Source organism: Tropicimonas sp. IMCC6043 (assembly GCF_004146235.1).
GTDB lineage: Bacteria > Pseudomonadota > Alphaproteobacteria > Rhodobacterales > Rhodobacteraceae > Tropicimonas.
The window spans coordinates 1-23,704 of record NZ_SELO01000018.1 but is presented as its reverse complement, the minus strand read 5'-3'; the positions used below and the strand labels follow the sequence as shown (position 1 = coordinate 23,704).

Genomic DNA, 23,704 nt, shown 5'->3' with positions numbered 1-23,704 from the left:
ACTGACGTCTTCACGCGACAGGATATGCCATCGGCTGTCCCGATGGCTATGACACATTGTCCGGCATGCGGCGACCTCAGTAATCGCGCTCGAAATAGATACCGATTGCGCTCTCGCCGTTGGAATCCGCGGTGCCCCTGATCGTGAAATACTTGGTGACGTCGATATTCACGTCGACCTCGGTGTCACCGTCGCTGTCGGCCACGAACTCGGTGTAGATCCGGTCGGAGATGTATTTCCCGGCCCGCACCTCGGTGCTGCCGTCATCGCCCTCCGCAATGTCGAGATCGTCGAGTCCCAGCCCCTCGCGGATCCCGCCGAGGAGGCCGATGCCGCCGCGCCCGGTCAGCTGGGCGACAGCGTTGGCCAGTTGCACCGCCTGGAATGGCGACAGGTCGGTCACGCTCTTGCCGAAGAGGAAATGCGCGAGTACCTCGTCCTCGGGGAGCGGCGGTACCGAGGAGAGATTGAACTCGGGATCGTCGATCGGGCCGATAATCTGCACGAGGATCTCGAATTCCTCGCGCGTGGCGCTGGCGGTGAGGTTCATGTAGGGCGTGAGCCCGCCGGCGAGAGTGACAAGGCCATTGGTCATGTTGAGCCGCTGGCCGAGGATGTCGAGTCGACCGCGAATCAGCTCGATCTCGCCCACCGGTTCCGGCACGGCAGTGGTGCCGCGCACCAGCAGCGCGCCGCCGAGCTCGGCATCGAGGCCACGCCCGCGGATGAAAATCTGCTCGGGTGCATTGACCGTGACGTCGAGCCGGAAAGCAGGTCCGCCACCGCCACCGCCACCGGAAGACGACCTCTCGGTCTCGACGAGGCCGGCGCGCTGCCGGGTCAAATAGACCGCGCCCGGCTCGTTGACATGGCGCATGTCCGGGATCGTGCCGCCGAAACCGAGCCCGCCATCGGGGACGCGGATCTCGGTGCGCCCGACATCGACCCGCCCGGTGATCGCGGCGCCTCCGGTGAGCGGGCCGGAGACCGACAGCGCGCCGTTGAGCGTCGTCGTAAAGAGCGTTGGATCGGCCAGCACGAGACCATCGAGCGTGGCGCGGAGATCCGCCGCCAGGCTGGCAAGCGCGATCGTGCCGCTCGCTGCGACCCCGCCGCCACTGGTGTTTTGCGCCGAGGCGTCGAGCCGGATGTTGCCACCCGACAAACCGACGCCGATATTGATGCCGGTGAAGCGCTGGCGCAGCGTCGGAAGGACCAGCTCGGCCCCGTTCACCGTGACATTGCCCGACACGGAGTCGAGCGCAGGCCGGCCATTGACCGAGATGTCGAAGGCGGCCGTGCCCAGAAGTGCCCGCGGCGAAATCGCGGCATTGGCGAGCGCCAGCGGTGCGGTGCCACGCGCGGAAAGCGCGACGGTGGCGAAGTCCTGGGCGACCGTGCCGCTGATCGTGGTGGATGCGCTCTGCGGCCCGCGCGTGTTGAGCGAGACGCGATATCCGCCGGTCGCCTGCGACACTGTTCCATCGGCGGAGACGCCGCCGACAAGGCCGGGGGCAAAGGGGGCGATCGAAGGTAGACTGAGCGACAGTTTGAGTTCGGTGTCCCCGCCGGCGACGCGGCCGGCCACCGAGGCGGTGCCGTTATAGGGCAGGCCGGCGTCAAGCAGGACGTTCCAGAGCGCGAGATCGGCAGAGTTTGCGCTGCCTTCAAGCGAGATCGGCCCTGAATAGGCCGGGGCGAGGGCGCCGATATCGGGCAGGCCGGCCCTGAAATCGACGCGTGTTTCCGTGCCGCCATAGCTGGCATCGGCGGTGACGCTACTCCGATAGGGGCCGGTCGCGTCGAGGCCGACCTGCCAGACAGAGTCGGCGTCCTGCTTCGCCGTGATGTCGGCGCGAAGCGATCCGGGCACGCCGGGCGCGAAAGCAGAAACGCGGGGCAGCGCGAGAGATAGCGCGACATCGGAGCCGGTCGCGCCGACGAGGCCGTTGAGCGCGGCCGTCGCGGCCTGCGGTCCGGAGGCGTCGAAATCGATCTTCCAACGCCCGTCGCCGGCCTCGGCGGCGGTGCCGCGGGCGCGGAGCGGACCGGCGAGCTGGGGCATCTGCGGCACCAGTCGGCCGAGATCGGGCACCGAGACATCGAGTGCGAGATCGCTCTGCCCGCCGCCGGCCACGCCCTTGATGGCCGCCATTGCGTCATAGGGGCCGGAGGCGTCGAAATCGACGTTCCAGCGCCCGCCGCCGGTCTCCGATGCCGTTCCTTCCGCGCTGAATGGGCCGGTGACGCCCGGCGCGAGCGGCGCGACATCGGGCAGGGCGGCGCGGAAGTTGACCGTGCCCGGTCCATCGCCGACGGCAGCGTCGAAATCGACACTGGATTCATAGGGGCCATCGCCGCCGAGCCGGAAGCGCCAGCCGCCGGTGCCGGTCTCGGCGGCATTGCCCTTGAGCGCCACCGCGCCGGAATGGCCCGGCACCAGCGGCGCGATGTCGGGCAAGTTGATGTCGAGATCGACATCGGTTGCACCCGGGTTGACCCGCCCGACGACCGCGGCGGCCAATTCGTAGGGGCCGGCAAGGTCCAGATCGACATCCCACGCGCCCTCGGCGGCCTCGACGGCGCGTCCGTTGACGTTGAGCGGGCCCTCGTGGCCCGGCACCAGCGGCGCGATGTCCGGAATCGAGAGATCGAGCGAGACGTCGCTCTCGCCCGGCTTGACCCGCCCGCCGACCCAGCCCGTGAGCGCATACGGGCCGGTAAGGTCCATCCCTACCTGCCAATCGCCCGGCTCGGTCTCGCGTGCGTTCCCCGCCAGCGTCGCCTCGCCCTCGTGGCCGGGTAGCACGAGGCTCACGTCGGTAAGCGCGGCCTCGAAGCTGACATCGGAACGTCCGCTGCCGACTTCTCCCCGGGCATCCAGCGTGACGGCACGACTCCGCAGGTCGAGATGATCGAGCCGCGTGCCTTCGGTGTCACGACGCGCCGTCGTCGAAATCGTCACCGGCCCGTCGAGCAGCCGGTCGGCCGTTTCCTGGCCGATCGAGAGGCCGGTGGCGGTGACATCGGCCTCGATTGCGAACTGGCCGCCGAGCGGATCGCCCTGGCCTGCGATGTCTAGCGCGGCATTGCCGGTGAGCGGCCGGCCCGCAAGGGTGGAGAAGCGCGAGATGTCGTCGGCACGCAGACGCCCCTCGCCGGAGAGCTTCAGGCTGCGCTGGGCGACGCGCACCTGGCCGAGCATCGTCGTTCCGTAATCCGCGCCGTCGAGATAAAGGCGCGTGACCTCCAGCGCGCCGCCCTGCTGCCAGGTGAGCGAGCTGCCGCCCGTGAAGGCGTCCCCGATGGCTTCGGAGAGACCGGGATCGGCGAGCGCGAGGCCCGAGACGTCGAAGATGAGGTCGGCCGTGACGCTCGCGCCGTTCTCGCGGGAGATACGGCCGACACCATCGAGCCCGAGGCGGTCGAGCGCCACGGTTTCGGCCGAGAGCCCCTCGACATCGGCCACCAGCGTCCAGCGGTCGCTCTGGGCGGAGTCGAACCCGGCGGTGATCGCTGCGCGGTCGATGAAAGTGCCCGGCCCCGAGACCGGCAGGCGCAGCGGTTTGCCGTCGGCATCGCCTATCTCGCCCGACAGGTCGAAGGCCGTCGGCAGGCCATCCGCGCCGAGGCGCAGGCTGCCCGCGAGATCGAGGGCCGCAGTGCTAAGCGAGACGTCGGGCAAGTTGAGAACACCGTCCGCGCTTCGGCTTCCTGCTGCGCTGAGGCGGAGTTCCTCGCCGAAGAAGGGGTGGAACTCCTCAGGCAGCAGGGGGGTGACATTGCCGCCGAGATCGGCATCGAAGGTGCTCCCGCCGGCACCGTCGCCGGCGAGCGCGACCCGGCCGGCGATCCGGTCTTCGCCATCGGTCTGCAACCCGATATCGGCGGTAAAATCGTCGAGCGGTCCCTCACCGCGCACGAAAAAGGCAAGCGACGGCGCGCCGGGCAGCTTGAGCATTCGGCCGACGAGCCCGCCGCCGGTTTCCTCCATGCTCAAGTCGAGCGAAAGCACGCGCGTCTCGTTGGAGAAGCCGCCAGCGAGGCTGATATCGTCATCGGGGCCGTCGAGCCGTCGGGTCACGAGCGAGACGTCGCCCTCGCCATCGGCGAGCCGGACCGATCCGTCGAAGGTGAGTGTTGCGGCCTCGCCCATCACCGCCTGACCGATCTCTGCGCGGTCGATGGCCAGGTTGTCTATCCGGATCGAGACGGGCAGTTCCGGCAGCGCGAAGCCCGGAGCCTCGGCCTTCGGCGCCTCGGGAAGCGCTTTTTCATCCGGAGAGGCCGGTGCGGGCAGGCGGTCGAGGATGATCTCGCCCGCCGACAACGTGTCGACCAGGAGGTTCCCGCGCAAGAGCGCTGCGCGGCTCCAGTCAAGCCGGGCGTCGCGAAGGGTGAGCCAGATGCCATCGGCATCGGCGATGGTAAGTTCCCTGAGCCGGGCCTGGCCGCCAAGCAACCCCTCGAAGCCGCGGATCTGCACCTCGCGGCCCGCCGAGGAGAGCTTGTCCTGCAGGAACCGCTGGATAAAGCCGCCGCCGTCCTCCTCGGACTGGGCATTCAGGGGTGCGGCGAGCAGAAGTGCGCCGGCGAGTGCGGCGTAGCGGGCATGTCGCATCAGAAGGCCTGTCCGATACCGATATAGATCTGCAGCGGGTCTGCGTCTTCGGGGCCGCCCTCGACCGGTGTAGCGAAATCGACGCGGATCGGGCCGAAGCCGGTCTTGTAGCGGAGGCCGACGCCGGCGCCCGACATCCAGCTGCCGGAGCCGTCGTAGAACTCCTCAGCGCCGACATAGGCCGCGTCGACGAAGCCCACGACGCCGATATTGCCAGAGACATAGGACCTCAGCTCGCCCGACAGCGCGACATAGGAGCGGCCGCCAAAGATCGTGTCGTCGAAAAAGCCCGCGCCCAGCGACTGGAAAGGCTGACCGCGCACCGAGCCGCCGCCGCCGGCGAAGAACAGGTAGTCTTCAGGCGCTTCCGGGATCTCCGGTCCGAACAGGCTGCCCCATTGCATCCGGCCCGCCAGCACCGTGTTGCGCTCCTCGCCGAAGCCCAGATATTTGCGGGCGTCGAGTTCGAAGAGCGCGCCGTCCTGCATGTTGGAGATTCCAGCAAAGGGCGTCAGGTCCGCACCGAGATAGAACCCCTTGCTCGGGTCGAACTCATCGTTGCGCTTGTCCCAGACGAGTCCGAGCGGCAGCGTCAGCATCGTGTAATCGCGCTCGCCGAAGGCATCCTCAACGCTGGAGGCACGAAAGCCCAGCCCGGCTTGAAATTCCAGGCTGTCGGAATAGTGCCACGCGATGCCGCCGCCGATCTCGGCTATGTTGGCGATATAGCCCGGATCGTCGACATGTTCGACGCTGGCAAGCAGCAGAGCGTCGATATCGGGGATGAAGGTCGCCGGGCGGACGAAGAGTGCCGAGAACAGGTAGTCCACGCCGTTGTCGGGAGCGGTGGTGCCGATATTCTCGATATCGAGGTCGAAGCGCAGGTTTTCCGCGCCGCCGAAGAGATTACGATGCATCCAGAAGGCGTTGATCACGCCGCCTTCCTGGGTCGAGACCTCGGCGCCGATGCCGAAGCGGCGCGGTTTCTGCTCGATCAGCGTCGCCTCGATTGCGATCTGGTCATCGGGGCCGATCTCGGTCGCCTCGCGCAGCGAGACCGAGCGGAACACGCGGGAGCGGCGCAGGCGCTCGCCGGCGTCGTTCAACTCCTGTGGTGAATAGGTCTCGCCGGTGGGCAGGCCGGCGATGGCGCGGATGCGGTCGGTGCGCATCCGCTCGTTGCCGGTCACGATGAGAGGGCCGAAGCGGAGCTTCGGACCCGGATCGAGCGTGAGGCGCGAGCGGATGGTGGAATTGGCGTGGTTGGCGGTGATGTCCTCGGCCGCGAGATCGGCCTTGGCATGGCCGATGTCGCGCCAGGCACCAGTCGCGGCCACCGCGGCCTTGCCGATGACGCTCGCCTCGGCGATCTCTCCGGGCGCATACTCCTTCGGCAGTTCGGTCCCCGGTGCCAGCGGCGTCACGCTGGCTTCCGAGAAACGGAACTCGGGGCCGGGTTGGACGGAGATGTCGATGCTGCGGATCGTCTTCGGCGGCGACAGCGGAGAGATGTCGGCGGCCTCGCGGCCATCCACTTTCACGCTGACCACGCCGCCGTAATAGCCCAGGCCGTAGAGCGTCGAGATCATGCGTTTGTATTCGGCGCGCGCCGTGGCCAGAAGGTCCTCGGTGTCCGTGCGATCCTCCTTCTGCGCCTGCTTCACCATCGAGGCGTTCTCCAGACGCTTCAGCAGGGCTGGGTCGCCGCCCGGAACGGTGAGCGTGACGCTCTCCAGGGCGTCGGCCGGCAGGGAGGCAGTGGCGAGAAGGGCAGCGGTGCCGAGGCGCAGCAGACTTGGGCGGAGGGTCTTCATCGCCGGGGTTCCCGTATCGGTTTCGGCGCGCGGTGACGCGGGCTGGGGGAAGAACGGTTCAATGAGTGTTAGCCTGTTTCCGATGCCGGTGCAAAGCCCGCAGACATCGTGATCTCTCGTTCCTCGCAATTCGACTTAGGGCATACCCAAAGAGAGAGCATCCACAACGGAGCTATCCCTCCCAATCTCGATTGATCAGAGATGATCAGACCCAGCACTGGGGTGGGCTATGGTTGCAGGGGAACCAAGCAGGGACGGGAAGCAAGCGTCCTGCCCCGCTCAACCGGATTCGCTCTGACAAAGACATCCTGGCTCGAGAAAGGCGCGCGCTAAACGCACTCGATCATATCCGAGGCACCAAGAAAAATGTGCCTGAATCAAAACAATAAGGCCTAACGGCCAAGCATCTTCCACGATATGGAAACACTCTGCCCGATAGGCGCCACTTTTCGCCGAGTCTTGCCTCAGAAATGACGTTTTTTGTTCACATTTCGTTGAAAAATCCGTTAACCTTTTCCTGCGGCGATTTGAACGCGCGGCGCCTTCTCAAGTGCTTTACGGGCGATCACCCGCGAAGCGAAGGTGTCATACTTTTCTGGAAAGCCGCCTCTTCGTCGACACTTGGTAGGCACCTGAGCGTGCAAGTCGAAAAATTGAGAGGAAACAGGTAATGGGGGAATCCATGACTAAGATGAGATTGGTAACAAAACTTGGAGCGGTGTCGGCCATCGCACTGCTCGTCGGAGCGGCCGGCGCCTCGGCCGCGACTCTGACCATCAACAGCGTAACAGGTGCCTGGTCCAACGCCGTCGCCAATCCCGCGGGTGGAACGATCACGATCGACAACGGAACCGGGGTTGGCGACAACACCGTCTCTGCTCGCTGGGGCGATCCCGTGGATAGTAGCGGTCCACAAAGCGGCTATGATTTCACCGGCGCCGCGCCGCCGTCTTTCGATGCGACCGACGGGGTCAATTTCACGCTCGGCGATTTCGTACACCTGAACTTTCCAATCTTTTCGCCTTCGCTGGCGTCGATTGATCTGGACGTCACCGTCAATGTTGCGGGATATGGCGATATCACCTCGAAGTTCTCGTTCACGCATGAAGAAACGCCCAACGATGGCAGCTGCCCGATCGGAAGCGTTTCGGACTGTGACGATATCGTGACCGCGACCTTGAATGTCGGCGCGTCCGACACCTTCATGATCGGCAGCACCAAGTATGTATTCGACATCCAGGGCTTCCTGTTCAACGGCAGCCTGCTTGACACCTTCTTGACCGCAGAGGGCCAGGAAAACACCGCTCAGCTGATCGGTTCGTTCCGGGCCGTCGCGCCTGTGCCGCTGCCCGCAGCCGGCTGGCTGATGGTCGCCGGTCTCGGTGGTCTGGGCGCACTGCGCCGGAAGAAAAAGGCCGCGTAAGCGACCGAATTCAGGTCTTGCCAAGTTCAAGACGGCGGCGCTTCGGCGCCGCCTTTTTTTGAATGGGGCTGTCATGTGTGGACGTAAATGGACCCCGCCTGATTGCAACGGTTTGGCTGGTTCCGGGGGGCTGTCCGGCAGACCTGCCCCGTGGGGTTCTGGCGAGGGCTGTTACGCTGCTTGTGCAACGTAACTCCAAGGCATCAGTTCGTCGAGGCGCGTGATCTTGTGATCGGCGATGCGGCACAGGACCCAAGTGAGCCATGTCTGCGGATCAACGCCGTTGAGCTTGGCTTTTCGATCAGGGTATAGCCGACAAAGTCAATCCTCGGGGCCGTGATCGGGGAGCGCGCCGAGGCGAAGGTCGTCGTGGACGGTGACCTTGCCGTCTTTCACGGTGACAACGCGGATCATCTCGCCCGTCTCCTCCGGAATCCGGTCGTGATCGATCGCGAGGCCGACCACAGCCGACATCCCGGCGCCCTGCGCGTCGAGCTGTTCCTTCATCTCCCGCCGCGGGCCGCATTGGAAACGGTTGCAGGTCACCGACCGGAGTTCGCGCGGCTGCGCGCATCCGGTTTCGGTGAGATAGAGGCAGGCGCGGGCGATCGACCGCGCCGGGAGGTGCGACATGTAGTAGGCGATAACGCTTGCCGGAGTGGCGTCGGGCCGCCGGTGCCTGAAATAGGCGATGTCGACCGGCGTCAGGTAGGCATGGTGGGCGAGACCGCGCGTGCAACAATTGCCGCCGCATGCGATGCAGGTGGCGGTGAGCGCGAGCGGCTCGTCGCCGGCCTCCGCCTCGCGGCGTTCGAAGAACTCCTCGAGCGTCGTCGCCTCGTCGGATGTTGCAGGCGTCTCCTGTGACTCGTCCCGGGTCATCCGGGGCTTTTCTTCGACGTCGCCGAAGGACACGGTGAACCGTCCGTAGAGATTCAGATCGGCCTCGCCGTCGGCGAATGCCTTCTCGGTGATCTTCGCGATATGGCTGGCGAGGTCCAGAACCTCGTCCAGCGAACGCGCCTCGACTGGCGGTTCGATATAGGGGGTCATGACCTTTGGAAGCGTGTCCGGGTCCTCGACGCCGAGGCGGCGGGCGAGCTCGTCGAAGAGCGGCGCGGCGCGGCGGACTGACATTTCGAAGAAACGGTCCCTCTTCGCCTGCCGCCTGGCGGCAATCTCATAGTTCTGTTCGATCCGGGCGCGGGTCCGGCAGGTCGGGCCGTCGCAGACATCCCCGTCCTGTCGGACTGCAAGCGGCTGGCCGCAGAGGCGGCAGCGCTGCATGCGGGGCGGATGAACCGGCGCGGTCAAAGCACCGTTACCACGGTGCCGAGTGGCACGCGGTCGTAGAGGTCGATGACATGGGCGTTCAGCATCCGGATGCAACCGTTGGAAACCGAACGGCCGATCGAGTCGGGTGCGTTAGTGCCGTGGATCCGGAAAAACGTGTCCTTGCCGTTCTGGAACAGATAGAGCGCGCGGGCGCCGAGCGGATTACCGGGGCCACCGGGCATCACGTAATCGGTGCCGTTGAACTTCGCGTAGGTGTCCGGTTCGCGGGCGATCATCTCGTCGGTCGGTCTCCAGGTCGGCCATTCCTTCTTGACGTCGATCGTTGCAGTGCCGGTGAATTCGAGCCCCGCCCTGCCGACACCGACCCCGTAGCGGATCGCCTTGCGCGGTTCGACAACGAAATAGAGGAAATGCGAGCGCGGCAGGATCAGCAACTGGCCGGGAAGGAACTGCTGTTTGATCCGGACCACCTGCGGCAGAAAGCGTGGGTCGATCTGGGCGCTCTCCTCGGGTGTGGCGGCGGTGGTCTGGGCCAGTCCCGACACAGGCAGGAGCGGCGCCGCGGCGAGGGCGGCGGAGGCGGTCAGGAAACGGCGGCGGGTCGGCATGGGAATACCTCCGGAAAAAGAACTGTCAGGGAATTTCTGGCCCGCTTCGAAGAAAAATGCAACGTTCGCGGGCATCTCGGCGGCCGGCATGCCTCACAGCGCCGCCAGCCCGGAGGCGGTGGCGAGACAACCGGCCGGCACCGAGGCGCCGCCCGCACAAGGTCGCGGTCTCAGCCGGCCTCCCCGACCAGTTGGTCCCAGGCGCTTAGCGTCTTGGCGGCATACATGAGCGAGGGGCCGCCCCCCATCTGGATCGAGATCGCCAGGACGTCGGCGAGCTCCTCGCGGGTGCCGCCGGCCTTATGAAGCGCCTTTACATGGAAGCCGATGCAAGGCTCGCAACGCATCGCGATCGAGATGCCGAGGGCAACGAATTCCTTGGCTTTGAGGTCGAGAACACCGTTCTCCTTGGCGGCCCGGGTCAGCGTTCCGAAGCCCTTGGTGGTCGCCGGTGTCGCCTTGCCGAGCTCGCTCAGGTGGCGGTTCATTTCGTCGAGATAGGTGTTCCAGTCCATTCCGGGATCTTCCTGTGTCCTGCCGGCGCGGCGTGCCGATCACCCGCATCCGGCGCCCGGGCGTCCGCGGTCGGGGAGGGCGGTGCGTCCTTTGGCCGGCGAAGAGGTGGGATAGCAGTCCGGATTTATCAATATGATCCACCGTCGCAGGCGCGGCCTGCTCGGTCGGGTCGAGGCTTTCCGGGGCCTGCGACTCTAGCGGGCGAAGCGGGCAGGCAGGAGGGCGGCGACCAGCGCGGCGTCGAGGTCTGGCGGCGTGCCGGTGGCGAGCGCGGCCAGTAGGCGCGCGGCGGCCGGCGCGGTCTGGAAACCGTAGCCACCCTGGCCGGCGCACCACAGGAAGGTGGGATCGGCCGGGTCCCGTCCGATCACCAGCGCGCGGTCGGGAGCAAAGCTACGCAGCCCGGCCCAGGTCGTCTCGACCCGGGTGACATCGACTCGGGCAAAGTCCTGATAGCGGGCCAGGCCCTCGGCGATGACCATGTCGTCCGCCCAGGCGTCGTGCGGCTCCACAGGGTCCTCGTCGCCCGGAGAGACCAGCCACGCGCCCGCATCGGGTTTGGCATACCAGCTCTCGTCGGCGGCATCGACGAAGGGCCAGTCGCGGGTGTCGAGCCCGTCCGGAGCGGGCAGGCGGGCCATCGAGCGGCGCAGAGGGCGGATGCCGAGCGGGGCGATGCCGGCGGTCTGCGCGACGAGGTCGGACCAGGCGCCGGCGGCATTGACGAGATGGCGGGCGTGGTGAGGTCCATCCGGCGTGCCGACGCGCCAACCGTCCGGCGTGCGGCTGATCTCGGTGGCCGGCGCTCGGGTCAGGATCTCAGCGCCGGCCTTCCGGGCCCTGCGGGCGAAATGCTGCAACAGCAGGTCGGTATCGAGATCCGCCGCCGTGTCGAGCCAGGCGGCTTTGGTGCAATGTCCGGTGTCGAGGATCGGCCAGATCGAAGCGGCCTCGGCCGGCGTGATCTCCTCCGCGCCGAAGGCTTCCCGGCTTTCGGCGAAAGCCGCCTCCTGCCCCAGCCCGCCGACAATCAGGAAGCTGCGGGGCGTGAGCACGCCGATCTCCTGGTGCGCCGGTGCGCTGGCCGCGTTCAGAGCCCGCACGACTCGATTGCCATAGCCCTCAAGGAACATCGCTGCCGAGCGGCCCGAAGCGTGGTAGCCGAGCGCCGCCTCGGTCTCGAGCACCACCACGGACCCGTGCGCGGCCAGTTCGGCCGCCGCGGAAACTCCGGCGATGCCGCCGCCGATGACGAGAAAATCCTTCATGCTGCCGTTCTGACAGTGTGCGGTCCGGAGGGAAAGGGCCGAACCGGCGGATGGGAGCCTGAGCGCCGGGTGGTCGGGGCACTCGCGGACGTTCACCCTGCGGTCCGCGCAGCGAGGCCCCGCGACGAACTGTGGTGATCGTCCAGAACTCAAGTGGGATCTTGATGGGCCTTCGTGCGGACAGGCTTCCTGTCTAAGCTGATTTATGCTACCCGTTGGGTAATAAGGATAAATTGAGATCGAGCAGTCAGATGCAGATGGTAACGGGCCCACAGGGCAGTTTCGCCATCCGTTGGTCGCAAACCTGGGTCGACGGAGTCCGGGGCGCGGCGGCGGAGGACATGCGCCCGGATGCGACATGGCGGTGGAGCGGCGCGGCGCTGCGACTGGACGGGCCGGAAGGGATCGTGCGCCTCGACCCCGGCGCGGAACGCGCCGAGCTTCACCGGCGTGCGGCGCGGACCGCGCGACGTATCTGCGGGCGCGTAGCGCCACCGAAAGTTCGAGATGCGGTGGAGATTGACGCCGACCAGCTTCTCGATCGTGGGTTCGTTCTGACCGACGGGCGCCGGGCCTACGCGGCAAGCCGGATTGAGCGCGCTGGCGCAGGGCAGCCCCTGGTTCTGTTTATCGGCGAACTGCCGCCGCCCGACACCGATCTGTGGATCGCCCGGGTCACCACGACGCCGCGGGCCGAGGCACGCGCGCGTCGGTGGCCTGAGCGCTCCGTGCTCGGCGTTGTCGCGGGAACGCTCATCGATACCCCGGCCGGACCGCGTGCGGTCGAGGCGATCCGGCCGGGCGATCTCGTGCTGACGCGCGATGCAAGCCCGCAACCGGTTCTCCGAGTCGCGCTGGAAAGGGTGAACGGCATACGGCTTCACATGGCGCCGCAGCTTCGGCCCGTGCGCATTGCCGCAGGGGCGCTTGGCGCCGGTCAGCCGGAGGGCCCTCTCCGGCTCGCGCGGTCGCACCGTCTCCTGATTGCCGGGCAGCGCACCGGCCTGCTCTTCGCCGGCGCCGAAGTGCTGGTGCGGGCGGAGGATCTTCTCGCGCTGCCGGGGATATCGGTCGATCTCGAAGCGACTTCGGTGACCTATGTGCAGCTATTGTTGGACCGGCACGAGATCCTGACCGCGGGTGGATTCGGCTTCGAGACTGTCCTGCCCGAAGATGTCGGCGCGCTCCCGGAATTGGCAACAGATGTCGGATTGCCGGTTGAGCGACTGTTCGGCGACAGCGCTCCGGCGCGCCGCCGCCTGACATCCGGTGAAGCCGCGATCCTCACATCCGCGCTTGCGTGAGGTGGAGACCGACGAGCCGACAGACAGCCTGTTGCCCGACCCTCTCTGGACACCCGGTCCCAACAGTCCGCTGTTCTGTCGGCCAATGTGGGAATACAGACTGGAACGGTCCGGACGGCGCTTGGAGTCCCGGTGCTGCGTTGACGGGAGGCATGCGGTGTGGTCGTGATTCTCACTTAGGTGGGGCATCACGGGTCAAGAGCGGGGTAGGGCACTCGGATCCGACCCGTCGGGGGCTTTCCGATACCGCCAAGCGAGCCAAACAAACCGTGCAAGCTGAATGGCAGGGGCAGCAGGGTTCGAACCCGCGACCTACGGTTTTGGAGACCGTCGCTCTACCAGCTGAGCTATACCCCTACAGTCCGCGTTTCTTAGGTTTTCGGCAGAGGAGCGTCAAGCGGAATGCTCACGCTGTCGAACGAGGTGTCGTTTCTGTGCTTGGGGAACTTGCGCGTCGCCGTCCAACGCCGATGACGCCATCCGGTATTGTTCCAATCCGAGCTTTTGAGTGGAACTCGGACCGAGCATCGGCTAATGCTCGCCCGGAAATTGCCATCTTCCCTCGCCAATTTCCCGATGGCGCCAAGTCCATTTCGAGTGCTGTAGAAACTGGCGGAAAGCAACCGACCATCATGTCTGTCGTCGATATCGTCCCGCGTGTCCTGAAGGGGTCCGGCCTTCGGGCGACAGCCCTGCGTGGGACCGTCTGGACCACTACCGGCTTCGGCCTGCAATACATGATCCGTTTGCTCTCGACGCTCGTGCTGACCCGGCTTCTGGCTCCGGAAGTGTTCGGACTGATGAGCCTCGCGTCCGTCTTCATGATGGCGCTTTCGCTTTTGAGCGACCTTGGGACGGTGCCCTCGGTGATCCGTAGCCCGCGAGGCGACGATCCGGAATTCCTGCGGACCGCATGGACGATCCAGGCCATCCGCGGCGTCGGCATCACTATCGTGCTCTGCCTGCTCGCCTGGCCGATTTCGCGGATCTACGACGAGCCCGTGCTGTTCCCACTGCTCTGTGCCCTGTCGGTGTCCTCCAGCATCAAGGGCGTGACGTCCATCTCCTCGGCCACCTGCCGGCGCAAGATGCAACTCGGCCGTCTGACGCTGTTGGGGCTGTTGGTACAGGTCGGCACGACAGCGCTGAACGTCCTGGTTGCTTGGTATCTTCAGAATGTCTGGGCGCTGGTCATCGGAGGGCTGCTGGGCGCCTGCCTCCAGCTTTTCCTCAGCTACCGGATGTTGCCGCCTTTCGAGCACCGCTTCCGGCTCGAACGCGATGCCCTCGTGGAAATCGTCACCTTTGGGCGCTGGATCCTGCTCGCGACGCTGATGACGTACTTCGCGGGCCAGGGAAACAAGGCACTCATGGGTTTCCTGATCCCGCTTGATACGCTTGGCTTGATCACCATCGCCACGACAATGTCCTGGGCGCTCGGCGATCTCGTCGTCAGGATTCTCGAATCCGTAGCCTTCCCGACGCTGTCGCGGATCTCAGGCGAACGTCCGAAGGACTTTCCGGCGGTGATGCGCAAGATGAAAATTTTCATCTTCGCCGGAACTCTGCCGGTCTTTGCGGCCCTGTCCTTTCTCGCCGAGCCGCTGGTGAGGTTCCTTTATGACCCCCGGTATTCCGACGCAGGTGGGTATCTGGCTCTCTTGGCCCTCAATGGTGCGATTTCGGTTCTCTGCATGCCCTATTTGAGTGCGCTCCTGGCCAAGGGCGACAGCCGCGCTCATTCGGTGGCTCAGTCCTGTTCGGCGGTTCTTTGCATTTCCGGGCTCTGGATCGGATTTCAGCTTGCCGGAGTGCATGGAATGATCGCGGGTCTCGGTGCCGGCACGATGTTCGTGCTCCCGATTTCCGCCGGTCTGTCGCGGCGCTACGGCATGGTGACGCCCTGGATCGATATCGTCGCGGCCACCACGATCGTCGTCGTCTACGCCTTTCGGTTCCAGGCCGTCTACTTCGGTTGATCGGCCGCGCCGGATCGGAGTCGGACACCACCGCTGACTTCGTTCGAGGAGACAAGGCGGGCGCCACTTCGGGGACTGATCATCTTTTCGGTATCTCGGGCCGGAGTTCGGCGACTGCATCCTACCTCGGAACCGGGTGAAGAGCTATCTGAGGCTTCACAGGTGGCGGTCAGGCCGCCGCGCGTCCCGCAGCGGCGAGAGCGACGCGGTTGCGGCCGCATTTCTTGGCTTCGTAGAGCGCCTTGTCCGCCCGCTCGAGCAACTCGGTCAAGCTGACATCCGAGCCGGCCGGTCCGCCGCCACCGGTCACCAGGCCGATCGAGACCGTCTGGAGCATCGTGACAGGTTCACCGCCAACTGTCCCGCTCGGCAAGGCTATCGGCCGGCCGCTTACAGCTTCGCGGAGACGCTCGGCAGTCTTCCTGGCGGCACGCGGCACGATGTCCGGGAGGATGGCAAGGAATTCCTCGCCACCGATCCGCGCCACCAGATCGACGCTGCGCAGGTTGGCGCTGAGGATTTCCGACACCGATTTCAGTACGACGTCCCCGGCTGCATGACCATGGGTGTCGTTCACCTGCTTGAAGCGGTCGAGATCGATCAGCATGGCCGCAAAGGTCCGGTCTGCGGCGAGCGCCCGGTCCCGCACCCGGGTCAAGTGGGACATCGCATAGCGGCGGTTGAAGAGGCCGGTCAACGGGTCGGTCACCGCGAGTTGCAAGCCGTCGCGGACGCGGGAGCGCAACCGGTCGCCCTGGCGCTTGCGGGCGAACTGCGCGCGCATGCGGAGTGCCAACTCGTCAAAATCGATCGGAAGGGTGACGATGTCGGATGCCCCCATGTCCAGCGCCATGCTCGCCGCAGTCTGCGCCGCGCGATCAACAGCGATGATGATGCCGGCGTGCCGCGTGCTCTGGCGGGAGCGAAGCTCGGACAGCAACATCAGCCCCTCGCCGTCGCGGGTGAGGTCGGCGGCGATCACATAGAGATCCGGCGCGGTCTTGCCGGCCTCCTTCAGCGCGTCGTGCGGAGCGCAGACTTCCAGTTGGTCGCGCAGCCTGTCGGCCAGCCCGTGGCGCCAGAGGGTGGCCGTGGCCTCGTCCGCAGCTATCAGGCAGAACCGGCCGGCGGGCGCGAAGTCGCAGGTCGGTTCGGCGAATCCGAGCGCCTGCCGCGTCCCTTCCCGAAGCGCCAGTTCCGAGGCGATCCCGCTTGCGCGCAGCAGCGAGCGCACCCGCGCGAGCAGGCCGATGTCGTCCAGCGGCTTGGACATGAAATCTTCTGCACCGGCTTCCAGCGCGGCGATTCTGGACGCCGGATCGTCTCGTGCCGTCACCATGATGATCGGGATTTCTGCCGTGCGCTTGTCGGCCTTGAGCCTGCGGCAGACCTCCAGCCCGTCCAGATCCGGCATCGCCGAATCGAGCAGGATCAGATCCGGCCGGTCGCGCTGTGCCATCCTGAGCGCTTCCGCGCCGCCACCGGCCTGAAGCACTTCGTAGGCGGCGCTCGCGAGCTTGACCTTCAGGATGATCCTGTTGGTGGCAACATCGTCAACAACCAGAATTCTGCCTGGCATATCGCCACACTCCTGTGTCGAGCTCTCTCCGGCTCTTGTTCCGTTGCATCATTCTTGAGATTGGTTAATGAAACCTTTCTCAGAGTTTTACGGACCACCGATGCACAGAGACTCCGCAGAGACGCTGGCGATCACAGCGCTCGCCTGGCTGATCGGGAATGACGCGCTCCTGCCGGTCTTTCTCGGCGCGACCGGCGCGTCTTTGCAAGACGCGAAAGCCGGGGCGGAAGACCCGCTCTTCCTTGCCTCCGTGCTGGATTTCCTGGTCATGGATGACGACTGGGTTATTGCCTTCTGCGATTCGGCGCGGCTGGACTATCGTGCGCCGCTCGCGGCGCGGCAGGCGCTTTCAGGCGGTGCGCTGCCGAACTGGACCTGAGAGGAACCTGCGATGCCGAAGATCCGCGGATTGCTCTTCGACAAGGACGGGACGCTGTTCGACTTTCAGGCGACCTGGGGGGGATGGGCGGCCGACCTCGTTCTGGACCTCGCCGACGGCGATACCGGTCATGCCGACCTTCTCGCCAGCCGCATCCGGCTCGACCGGCTGGCGCGACGCTTTGCGCCTGATAGCGTGGCAATTGCTGGCACAGTGGATGACTCGGTCGCAGCACTTTTGCCGGAACTGCCGGAAATGGATCGCGCTCAACTTGTGGATTATCTGATCGCGAGCTCAAAGTGGCTCACGCCGGTCGAGGCCGTCCCGCTGGTGCCGCTCTTGGCGCAGCTCAAGGCCAGTGGCTTGGTCCTTGGCGTCGCCACCAACGATGCGGAGGCCGCTGCGAGGGAGCAGCTATCCAGCATTGGTGCCCTTGCATGTTTTGATTTCGTCGTCGGCGCAGACAGCGGTCATGGGGCGAAACCGGATCCCGGCCAGTGCCTTGCCTTCTGCGAGACGATCGGCCTCCCGCCGGAGCAGGTAGCGATGGTTGGCGACTCGACCCATGATCTCCACGCCGGTGCGGCGGCCGGCATGGTGCCGATTGCGGTACTGTCCGGCCCGGCAAGGCGCGAGCATCTCGCCGGACATGCCGCCGTCGTCCTTCCCGATATCGGTCATCTTCCCGACTGGCTGGGTCTTGCCTGACCGAACCACTTCTTTTCCCTTCCCTACGATTGGTCGCTGGTCGACGTTGTCACTTTCTTAAGCCAAATTTCTTAGCCTCCTCGGCGGAGGAATGGCCATCCCATGCACGGTCTCGTCAATCGATCCATCCAATGCTTCGTCAGGGACACCTATGGGGATGCGCTCTGGTCGGATATCGCCGAGAAGATCGGCATCAGCGCCGCCGGATTCGAGGCGATGCTCGTCTACGACGACACGCTGACGCATGATCTGCTTGATAACGTGACGCAAAGGCTCGACAAGCCGGTGGACATGGTGCTTGAGGATGTCGGCACCTATCTCATCAGCCACCCCAATACCGAGGCGATCCGCCGCCTCTTGCGGTTCGGTGGTGTCACCTTCGCAGAATTCCTATCGTCTCTGGACGATCTGCCGGATCGCGCGCGGCTCGCCGTGCCCGATCTCGAGATGCCCGGCCTCGAGCTCTTCGGCGGTGAGGACGGGCAGTTCGAGCTTCGTGTTCACGGTGCAGATCGCGGCTTCGCCTACGTTCTGATGGGGATCCTCCGGGCGCTGGCCGACGATTACGGAGCGCTCGTTTTTCTCGAACACGTGGAGCTGGATGGGGGGGAGATCGTGATCCGGATCAGCCTTCTCGATGCCGAATTTTCCGAAGGCCGTAGTTTCTCGTTGGCGCGACCGTTCAGCAGGGTGCAGGAGGTGCGTCGGTGAGCCGGCCCGAGGTCACGTCCGCAACCGTCAGCTCCCGGCCCCAAGGAGGCTCGACCGCCGCCGAGACCGGGCTGTCGCTTGCGGACTCAGCGCTCGACCGGCTGATGCCGATGCATATGGTGGTCGGACCGGACGGACATATCCTCCGCGCCGCCCGGACGTTGCAGAAACTCTTTCCGCGCCGCGATCTGGTGGGCGAGAACCTGTTCCGGCTCTTCGAGATCCGCAGGCCGCGCGGTGCGCGGAGTGTCTTTGATCTCCTCCAGGCCGAAGGTGGTCGGCTCTCCCTCACGCTGTCCCAGGCAAATGCATCACAGCGGAACCTGAAGGCGGTCATCGTGTCGCTCGGCGAACGGGAGGGCGCGCTCCTGAACCTCTCCTTCGGGTTTTCTCTTGTCGACGCGGTCCGCTTCTATGACCTGACGGCCGCCGATTTCGCCGTCACGGATCTCGCCGTCGAGATGCTTTATCTCGTCGAGGCGAAATCCGCGGCGCTGAACGAGTCGAAAAAACTGAACCTGCGCCTGCAGGGAGCGAAGATCGCCGCCGAGGAGCAGGCATTCACGGATACGTTGACGGGGCTGAAAAACCGTCGCGCTTTGGACCATGTCCTGGCGCGACTGGTTCGCGACCGGATCGCCTTCGGCCTTCTGCATCTCGATATCGACTATTTCAAGCAGGTCAACGACACCCATGGCCATGCTGCCGGCGACGAGGTTCTACAGATCGTCGCCCGGTGTCTTGTCCGCGAAACGCGCCGGAACGACATCGTCGCCCGCGTCGGTGGGGACGAGTTCACCGTGGTCTTCCTGGGGCTGGTCGATACCTCTCTCCTGATGGAGATCTCCAGCCGCATTATCCGGCGGCTCGAGGAGCCGATCCAGAGAGGCGGTGACCGGTTGCGGATCTCGGGCTCGATCGGGGTGACGACGAGCGAGCGGGCTCCCTACCGGAGCATTGAGGCGCTGCTGGCTGCGGCCGACGACGCGCTCTACGCCTCGAAGCGGGCCGGCCGCGGGTGTGCCACGCTGGCGCCGGCGCAGCCGGACGGCGGAGCCAAGACCGACTCCGTCACGCCCTGACCCGCGGCCACACGCTTGGGCTGTGCCGGCTGCGACGTGGCTATCCTAAGCCGCGGGTCTGGAATCGGCTGCGTCAGCGCAGCCAGATCTCGTAGTCGCTCACCAGAAGATGCGTCGGTGCGACGTCCTCCTCGATCTCGGAAAACCGGCCGATCGGGTCGCGGTAAATGTTGTCGGTCAGGTCGTCATTCACCGTCGAGACCTCGCCGATCAGCACGTCGCCGCCCTCGCCCCAGAAGGCATGCCAGTCGCCGGGCATCAAGGTCACGCTCTCGCCGGGTTGGAAGAGCAGGACCTCGCCGGGTTTAAAGGGCCGTGCGATCCCGTCGCACATCACCATGCCGCCCGCGCCCTGGTCGAAATTCCCGTCTGGGTCGGAACCGAAGAGCTCGATCGCCATGGTCGCGCCTCCCCGGTTGATGATGTCTTCCGCCTTCACCACGTGGCGGTGCATCGGCGAGATCTGATCTTGTCGCGAAATCAACAGCTTCTCGGCATAGCACATGCCGCCGCCACGTCTCAGGTCGCTCAGCTCGCCATTGCGCAGCGTGAAGAGAAAGAGGCCGAGCCGGTCGAAATCGCCTTGCCCGAAATCGGTGATGTCCCAGCCCATCCGAGCGTCAATCACCCGCGCCGCGCTCACCGCATTGTCGCGGAACTCCTCGGGCGTCCAATAGGCAAACGGCGGCAGGGTGAAGCCGAACGAGCGGATCATCTCGTCCGCCGCCGCCATGATTTCGTTGATCTTGGATCTCTTCATCGGAACCTCCCGGTTGCCTCGGTTCGATTGACAGGCCGTGTCCCGCTCCCAGGCAGTCAGCGAGACACTACACGGTTCGGTTCGACATACTCGCGCGGCCGTAGTACCTCAATGCGCATCCTACGCGGGAGTCGTGCCATGGCCAGATCAAGTGCCGTCTTCAAGGACGCCTACAACCGTGCCCTCGATATTCTGGACGACGTCGGTGCGCGGGGGCGGTTGCCCTCGGAGAGCGTCATCGCCGAACACTTGAGTGTCTCGCGCACGACGGTCCGGGCGGTGCTGGACCGGCTGCGGGCGCAGGGCCTGATCGCCTGGAACGGGCGCTACAAGACCGTGCTTCGCGCGCCGCAAGGCACCGACCGCTTCGGCGACGAGGAGACACAGACGACGGCGCAGAAGATTGAGACGCGTTTCATGGAATATGTTCTCGGCGGCGATCTGGAGCCGGGAGCAGTTTTGCGCGAGAGCGAACTGGCGCGCACTTTCGGCACCAGCCCCTCGGCGGTACGCGAGTTCCTGATCCGCTTTTCGCGCTTCGGGTTAATCGAGAAGCAGCCGAACCGGCATTGGGTCCTGCGCGGTTTCACGCGCGCCTTCGCCATCGAACTGTTCGACGTGCGGGAGATGTTCGAACTGAAGGCATTCGAGGTGCTGTTGGCGGATGGACCCGAGAGCGCAGCGCGCGCCGAGCTCATCGCCATGGCACCGGCCTTCCGCGAGGTCGCGGAGCGCGATACGGCGAGCGCGCTTGCCCTTCCGCGGCTCGACGAGCGGTTTCACAGGCTTCTTATGGAGCTTTTGAAGAACCGTTTCGCTGATGATTTCTTCGAGATCGTGCCACTGATCTTCCACTACCACTACCGCTGGAACAAGGCGGACGAGGCAGAACGCAACCGCGTGGCCTGCCGCGAACATCTCGCGATCATCGAGGCGCTCGACGCCGGTGACGACAGGGCGGCGCTGGCACTGTTTCGCGTGCACCTCGCCTCGTCGCGCCGCACCTTGCTCGCGTCCGTTCGTTGGGACGAGCCTGCCTGAGTTTCGCGATCCCGTGACACCGGCCTGGAAGGATGGAAACCGCACCCGCGCCTCGGCACCGCCGATGCCGTCCCAGCTTCTTCTGCTGAGGTCGGGAACAGCACTGACCACGCCGACTGTGCCCCGGATTTCTTTGACTTTTTACTGCTTTCGCGGTATAGTTAGAAATCAAACAATGTGGAGTCCGTGATGGCCTCCTCTGCCGACAGGCTCGGCCGCAGCCTGAGTGAATTCCTGCGCCATTTGCCCGTGCACATCGCCCCGCTTCTCTACAGCGCGGAGTTTGGTGGCAGGCGTCTTCTCGAGAGCGAAGTCATGGTGGTGATGGCGCTCGCCGAGGACGGGCCGCTCTCGCCGACGCGGATCAGTCGTGGTCTTAATATGCAGAAGGGCAGCCTGACCGCGGTGTTGCGCCGTCTCGAGGACCTGGGGCTCCTGGGGCGGCGGGACATCCCGGAGGACGAGCGCAGCTATCGGGTCGAACTGACGCCGGCGGGCGCCGCGCTGGCGACGCACATAACGGAAAGACGCAGGCAGGGGCTGCGGGAGACTTTCGCGCGCCTTGCGCCGGATGACAGCCTTGCCGCGTCGCAGGGGCTCGACCTGCTGTCGGCCCATTTCCGGAAACTCGAGGAGGAAGCGATGACACACGCCAATGACACCGTCTCGAAACCGGTCAACTGGTATCACGCCGCCAGTCCCGAGGACCGCAAGGAATACGACGCCTTCGGCCCCTGGCTCACGGAAGTTAAGGCCGCCGCAGACATACCGCCAAGATTCCGCACCTTCTTTCCTGAACATGAGCATGCGCGTTTTCTCCTGAAGGTTCCGCGCAATGCCGACCGGCGGCAGCTCAGACCAGGGATGGATCTGTACGAGGCTGTCTTCGCCGTCGATGACGACGGGTTCTTCCTCGCGCGCCTCGAGGACGGGAGCGTGACCCGGACTCAGGTCGCCTGGGACGACGTGGCCGCGGTCGGAAGCTTCAGCGACCGTCTTCAGGGAATCTGGACGGTGTATCTTAAGGACGCCAACCGGCTGAAGCTCGAGTTCAACCAGGTGTCGTCCGAGTTGATGGACAGGGTCACGGATTTCGTCCGCGCGAAGCTCTCTCCGGCGCCTGCTGTCCCGAAGGCGGCGCTTCCGGAGTTCCCGGAGGTCGAGTTTACCGATGCCGATATCGTCTTCGGCTCGGCGTTGCTCGAAATCCGCCGACGCACCGAAGGGCCGTTGGAGCCGGTGCATTTCGAATCTGCGGGACGGAGTTGTGTCGATGCGGCGGGGAAACGGGCCGTCTCGACAGGGGTGATGATCCTCGACTCGCCGAAGGAACTCGTGATCCTCAACCGGGGTGAGCCCGCGCATCGCCGCGGCGTCGCCTGGTACGCGACCAACGACATCTTCGTTCCCTATGGCCGGCTCACCCATTTCTCGATCATTCCGGCCGAAGCAAAGGGGGCGGGTCATTTCCACACCCTGGTGTTGCGGCTCGATGGCCAGGTGATTGAACAGCCCTGCCTCGAGTTGCCGCAGTTGGTGATGGACGTCCTCCGGCTGCGCTGCGCGAACGCGATCTGAGTGGCGGAAGGACAGGAAACTCGGCGTCGGCCTTTCGAGTATGCAGCGGCTCTTCGTCTGCGGCTTCTGGCGTCTGAGTTCCGCGTTGTTCCGGCCGCAAAAGGGGGAAGCCTTGGGTAGAATAGCCCCCTATAAAATTCAAGTAGCTAAAGAAATTCTTGGCGACCCCACGAGGACTCGAATCCCGAACCTGCTGATTAGAAGTCAGTGACCATCTAGAATTGGGCGTATCGTGCCAAGTCGTCCGCCATCGTCCAGTCACATCCGAGATACTTGCAAAAATTTTAAGTTTTTAAATGGCCTGAGCGCTTGTCCCCAATCAGTTTTTGTCTACTGTCATCCATAGAAGTCCCCCTGAAGCCAAGCAGAAATGTCCCCCAATTGTCCCCCAAAGATCACAGCAAGCGAAAACTGACCGACCGTTTCCTGGAAAGCATCAAGCCGCCGATCAAAGGGCGGGATATCTACGCGGACGCCTTGCGACGCGGGCTCATGCTACGGGTCGGGGTGAAACGATCCTCTTGGGTGTTCGAGAAGCGCGTCAAAGGCGGCCCAAAGAGAAAGCACACCCTCGGCGCGTGGCCGGACGTCAGGTTGTCCGAGGCCCGCGCTCTTGCCGCAGAAATCGAGGCCGAGGCAATCAGGGGTGTCGATAGGGTCGCGGCGGTGGAAGTCGAACGGTTAGAGGCGGAGCGCATCGCAGCATCGCAGCTTTCAGTCGAGCAAGTGCTTCGGATCTACGCCGACCTGCGCTTGTCCGGCCTATCGACCGGTAGGGCCGTTGAGCGAGAGCTAAGGCGAACACTGAAAGATTTCCTTTCGTCGCCCATGGCAAGTCTCACGCGTTCGGACTTGCAGGCGCGGATAGACGACTATTCCAGAAATGGAACAATCACTTACGCTAGAGCGTTCCCAATCTATTCGGTTTCATAGCCTGCGGCCTTGAAGAAGTTGTAGCATTCTTCTTCAGTGAAGAGGTTGCAGACGTGTCCGACGACCTGCCAAAGCGGTTCGTAGGTTCGAGCGGCGGCTTTGCG

Annotated in this window: 18 protein-coding genes, 1 tRNA gene and 1 pseudogene; 10 read left to right on the top strand and 10 right to left on the bottom strand. The window is 65.0% G+C overall.

From position 1 onward, the window contains the following. Positions 1-76: 76 nt before the first annotated feature. Complete coding sequence (locus EU800_RS15835; protein WP_129634009.1) at positions 77-4,621, bottom strand: translocation/assembly module TamB domain-containing protein; 4,545 nt, start codon at positions 4,619-4,621, stop codon at positions 77-79. Then, complete coding sequence (locus tag EU800_RS15830) at positions 4,621-6,435, bottom strand: autotransporter assembly complex family protein (protein WP_129634008.1); 1,815 nt, start codon at positions 6,433-6,435, stop codon at positions 4,621-4,623. Before EU800_RS15830 ends, EU800_RS15835 begins: the two co-directional genes overlap by 1 nt. A 682-nt stretch (positions 6,436-7,117) precedes the next feature. On the opposite strand from EU800_RS15830, the gene EU800_RS27255 reads away from it, so the two are divergent. Continuing rightward, positions 7,118-7,858: a THxN family PEP-CTERM protein gene (locus EU800_RS27255; RefSeq protein ID WP_207209923.1), complete on the top strand. Its 741-nt coding sequence runs from the start codon at positions 7,118-7,120 to the stop codon at positions 7,856-7,858. A gap of 171 nt (positions 7,859-8,029) precedes the next feature. Here the strand turns inward: EU800_RS27255 and EU800_RS15820 are convergent. From EU800_RS15820 to EU800_RS15800, 5 genes and pseudogenes are all read right to left on the bottom strand, one after another. Next, positions 8,030-8,169: pseudogene (locus EU800_RS15820) on the bottom strand (transposase domain-containing protein); the annotation flags it as partial. Between the two features lie 10 nt (positions 8,170-8,179). Then, complete coding sequence (locus tag EU800_RS15815) at positions 8,180-9,145, bottom strand: hypothetical protein (RefSeq protein ID WP_129634007.1); 966 nt, start codon at positions 9,143-9,145, stop codon at positions 8,180-8,182. A 23-nt stretch (positions 9,146-9,168) separates the two neighbouring features. Next, positions 9,169-9,762, bottom strand: coding sequence for a L,D-transpeptidase (locus EU800_RS15810; RefSeq protein ID WP_129634006.1), 594 nt, complete (start codon positions 9,760-9,762; stop codon positions 9,169-9,171). Between the two features lie 170 nt (positions 9,763-9,932). Further along, on the bottom strand, positions 9,933-10,277 hold the full coding sequence (locus EU800_RS15805) for a carboxymuconolactone decarboxylase family protein (RefSeq protein ID WP_129634005.1): 345 nt from the start codon (positions 10,275-10,277) through the stop codon (positions 9,933-9,935). A 195-nt stretch (positions 10,278-10,472) separates the two neighbouring features. Then, positions 10,473-11,546 (bottom strand): FAD-binding oxidoreductase, encoded by a 1,074-nt coding sequence (locus tag EU800_RS15800; protein ID WP_129634004.1) that lies wholly within the window; start codon positions 11,544-11,546, stop codon positions 10,473-10,475. Between the two features lie 251 nt (positions 11,547-11,797). Between EU800_RS15800 and EU800_RS15795 the strand changes: the two genes are divergently transcribed. Beyond that, positions 11,798-12,850 carry a Hint domain-containing protein gene (locus EU800_RS15795; RefSeq protein WP_129634003.1) on the top strand — a complete coding sequence of 351 codons (1,053 nt, stop codon included), beginning with the start codon at positions 11,798-11,800 and terminating at the stop codon, positions 12,848-12,850. A gap of 281 nt (positions 12,851-13,131) precedes the next feature. Here EU800_RS15795 and EU800_RS15790 read toward each other — a convergent pair. After that, a tRNA-Trp gene (locus EU800_RS15790) sits at positions 13,132-13,207 on the bottom strand. Between EU800_RS15790 and EU800_RS15785 the strand changes: the two genes are divergently transcribed. After that, positions 13,171-14,829, top strand: coding sequence for an oligosaccharide flippase family protein (locus EU800_RS15785; RefSeq protein WP_129634002.1), 1,659 nt, complete (start codon positions 13,171-13,173; stop codon positions 14,827-14,829). The two genes, EU800_RS15790 and EU800_RS15785, sit on opposite strands and share 37 nt — an antisense overlap. A 169-nt stretch (positions 14,830-14,998) precedes the next feature. On the opposite strand, the gene EU800_RS15780 is transcribed toward EU800_RS15785, so the two are convergent. Next, positions 14,999-16,408 carry a diguanylate cyclase gene (locus EU800_RS15780; RefSeq protein WP_129634001.1) on the bottom strand — a complete coding sequence of 470 codons (1,410 nt, stop codon included), beginning with the start codon at positions 16,406-16,408 and terminating at the stop codon, positions 14,999-15,001. Positions 16,409-16,508: 100 nt separating this feature from the next. On the opposite strand from EU800_RS15780, the gene EU800_RS15775 reads away from it, so the two are divergent. The 4 genes from EU800_RS15775 to EU800_RS15760 all read left to right on the top strand — a co-directional run bounded on the left by EU800_RS15775 (position 16,509) and on the right by EU800_RS15760 (position 19,288). Further along, the gene (locus EU800_RS15775; protein ID WP_129634000.1) at positions 16,509-16,787 is read left to right on the top strand and encodes a DUF3572 domain-containing protein; all 279 of its coding nucleotides are present in this window, start codon (positions 16,509-16,511) and stop codon (positions 16,785-16,787) included. A 12-nt stretch (positions 16,788-16,799) separates the two neighbouring features. Next, positions 16,800-17,495 (top strand): HAD family hydrolase, encoded by a 696-nt coding sequence (locus EU800_RS15770; RefSeq protein ID WP_129633999.1) that lies wholly within the window; start codon positions 16,800-16,802, stop codon positions 17,493-17,495. Positions 17,496-17,597: 102 nt separating this feature from the next. Then, positions 17,598-18,206 carry a heme NO-binding domain-containing protein gene (locus EU800_RS15765; protein WP_129633998.1) on the top strand — a complete coding sequence of 203 codons (609 nt, stop codon included), beginning with the start codon at positions 17,598-17,600 and terminating at the stop codon, positions 18,204-18,206. After that, complete coding sequence (locus EU800_RS15760) at positions 18,203-19,288, top strand: diguanylate cyclase (protein ID WP_242500601.1); 1,086 nt, start codon at positions 18,203-18,205, stop codon at positions 19,286-19,288. Before EU800_RS15765 ends, EU800_RS15760 begins: the two co-directional genes overlap by 4 nt. 73 nt (positions 19,289-19,361) lie before the next feature. On the opposite strand, the gene EU800_RS15755 is transcribed toward EU800_RS15760, so the two are convergent. After that, complete coding sequence (locus EU800_RS15755) at positions 19,362-20,048, bottom strand: D-lyxose/D-mannose family sugar isomerase (protein WP_129633997.1); 687 nt, start codon at positions 20,046-20,048, stop codon at positions 19,362-19,364. 138 nt (positions 20,049-20,186) lie between these two features. Here EU800_RS15755 and EU800_RS15750 point away from each other — a divergent pair, with 138 nt between their 5' ends. The 3 genes from EU800_RS15750 to EU800_RS15740 all read left to right on the top strand — a co-directional run bounded on the left by EU800_RS15750 (position 20,187) and on the right by EU800_RS15740 (position 23,600). Next, on the top strand, positions 20,187-21,089 hold the full coding sequence (locus tag EU800_RS15750; protein WP_129633996.1) for a GntR family transcriptional regulator: 903 nt from the start codon (positions 20,187-20,189) through the stop codon (positions 21,087-21,089). 189 nt (positions 21,090-21,278) lie between these two features. Then, positions 21,279-22,667, top strand: a complete 1,389-nt coding sequence (locus EU800_RS15745; RefSeq protein ID WP_129633995.1) for a MarR family winged helix-turn-helix transcriptional regulator — start codon at positions 21,279-21,281, stop codon at positions 22,665-22,667. A gap of 381 nt (positions 22,668-23,048) precedes the next feature. After that, positions 23,049-23,600 carry an integrase arm-type DNA-binding domain-containing protein gene (locus EU800_RS15740; protein WP_165354690.1) on the top strand — a complete coding sequence of 184 codons (552 nt, stop codon included), beginning with the start codon at positions 23,049-23,051 and terminating at the stop codon, positions 23,598-23,600. Positions 23,601-23,704: the final 104 nt, after the last annotated feature.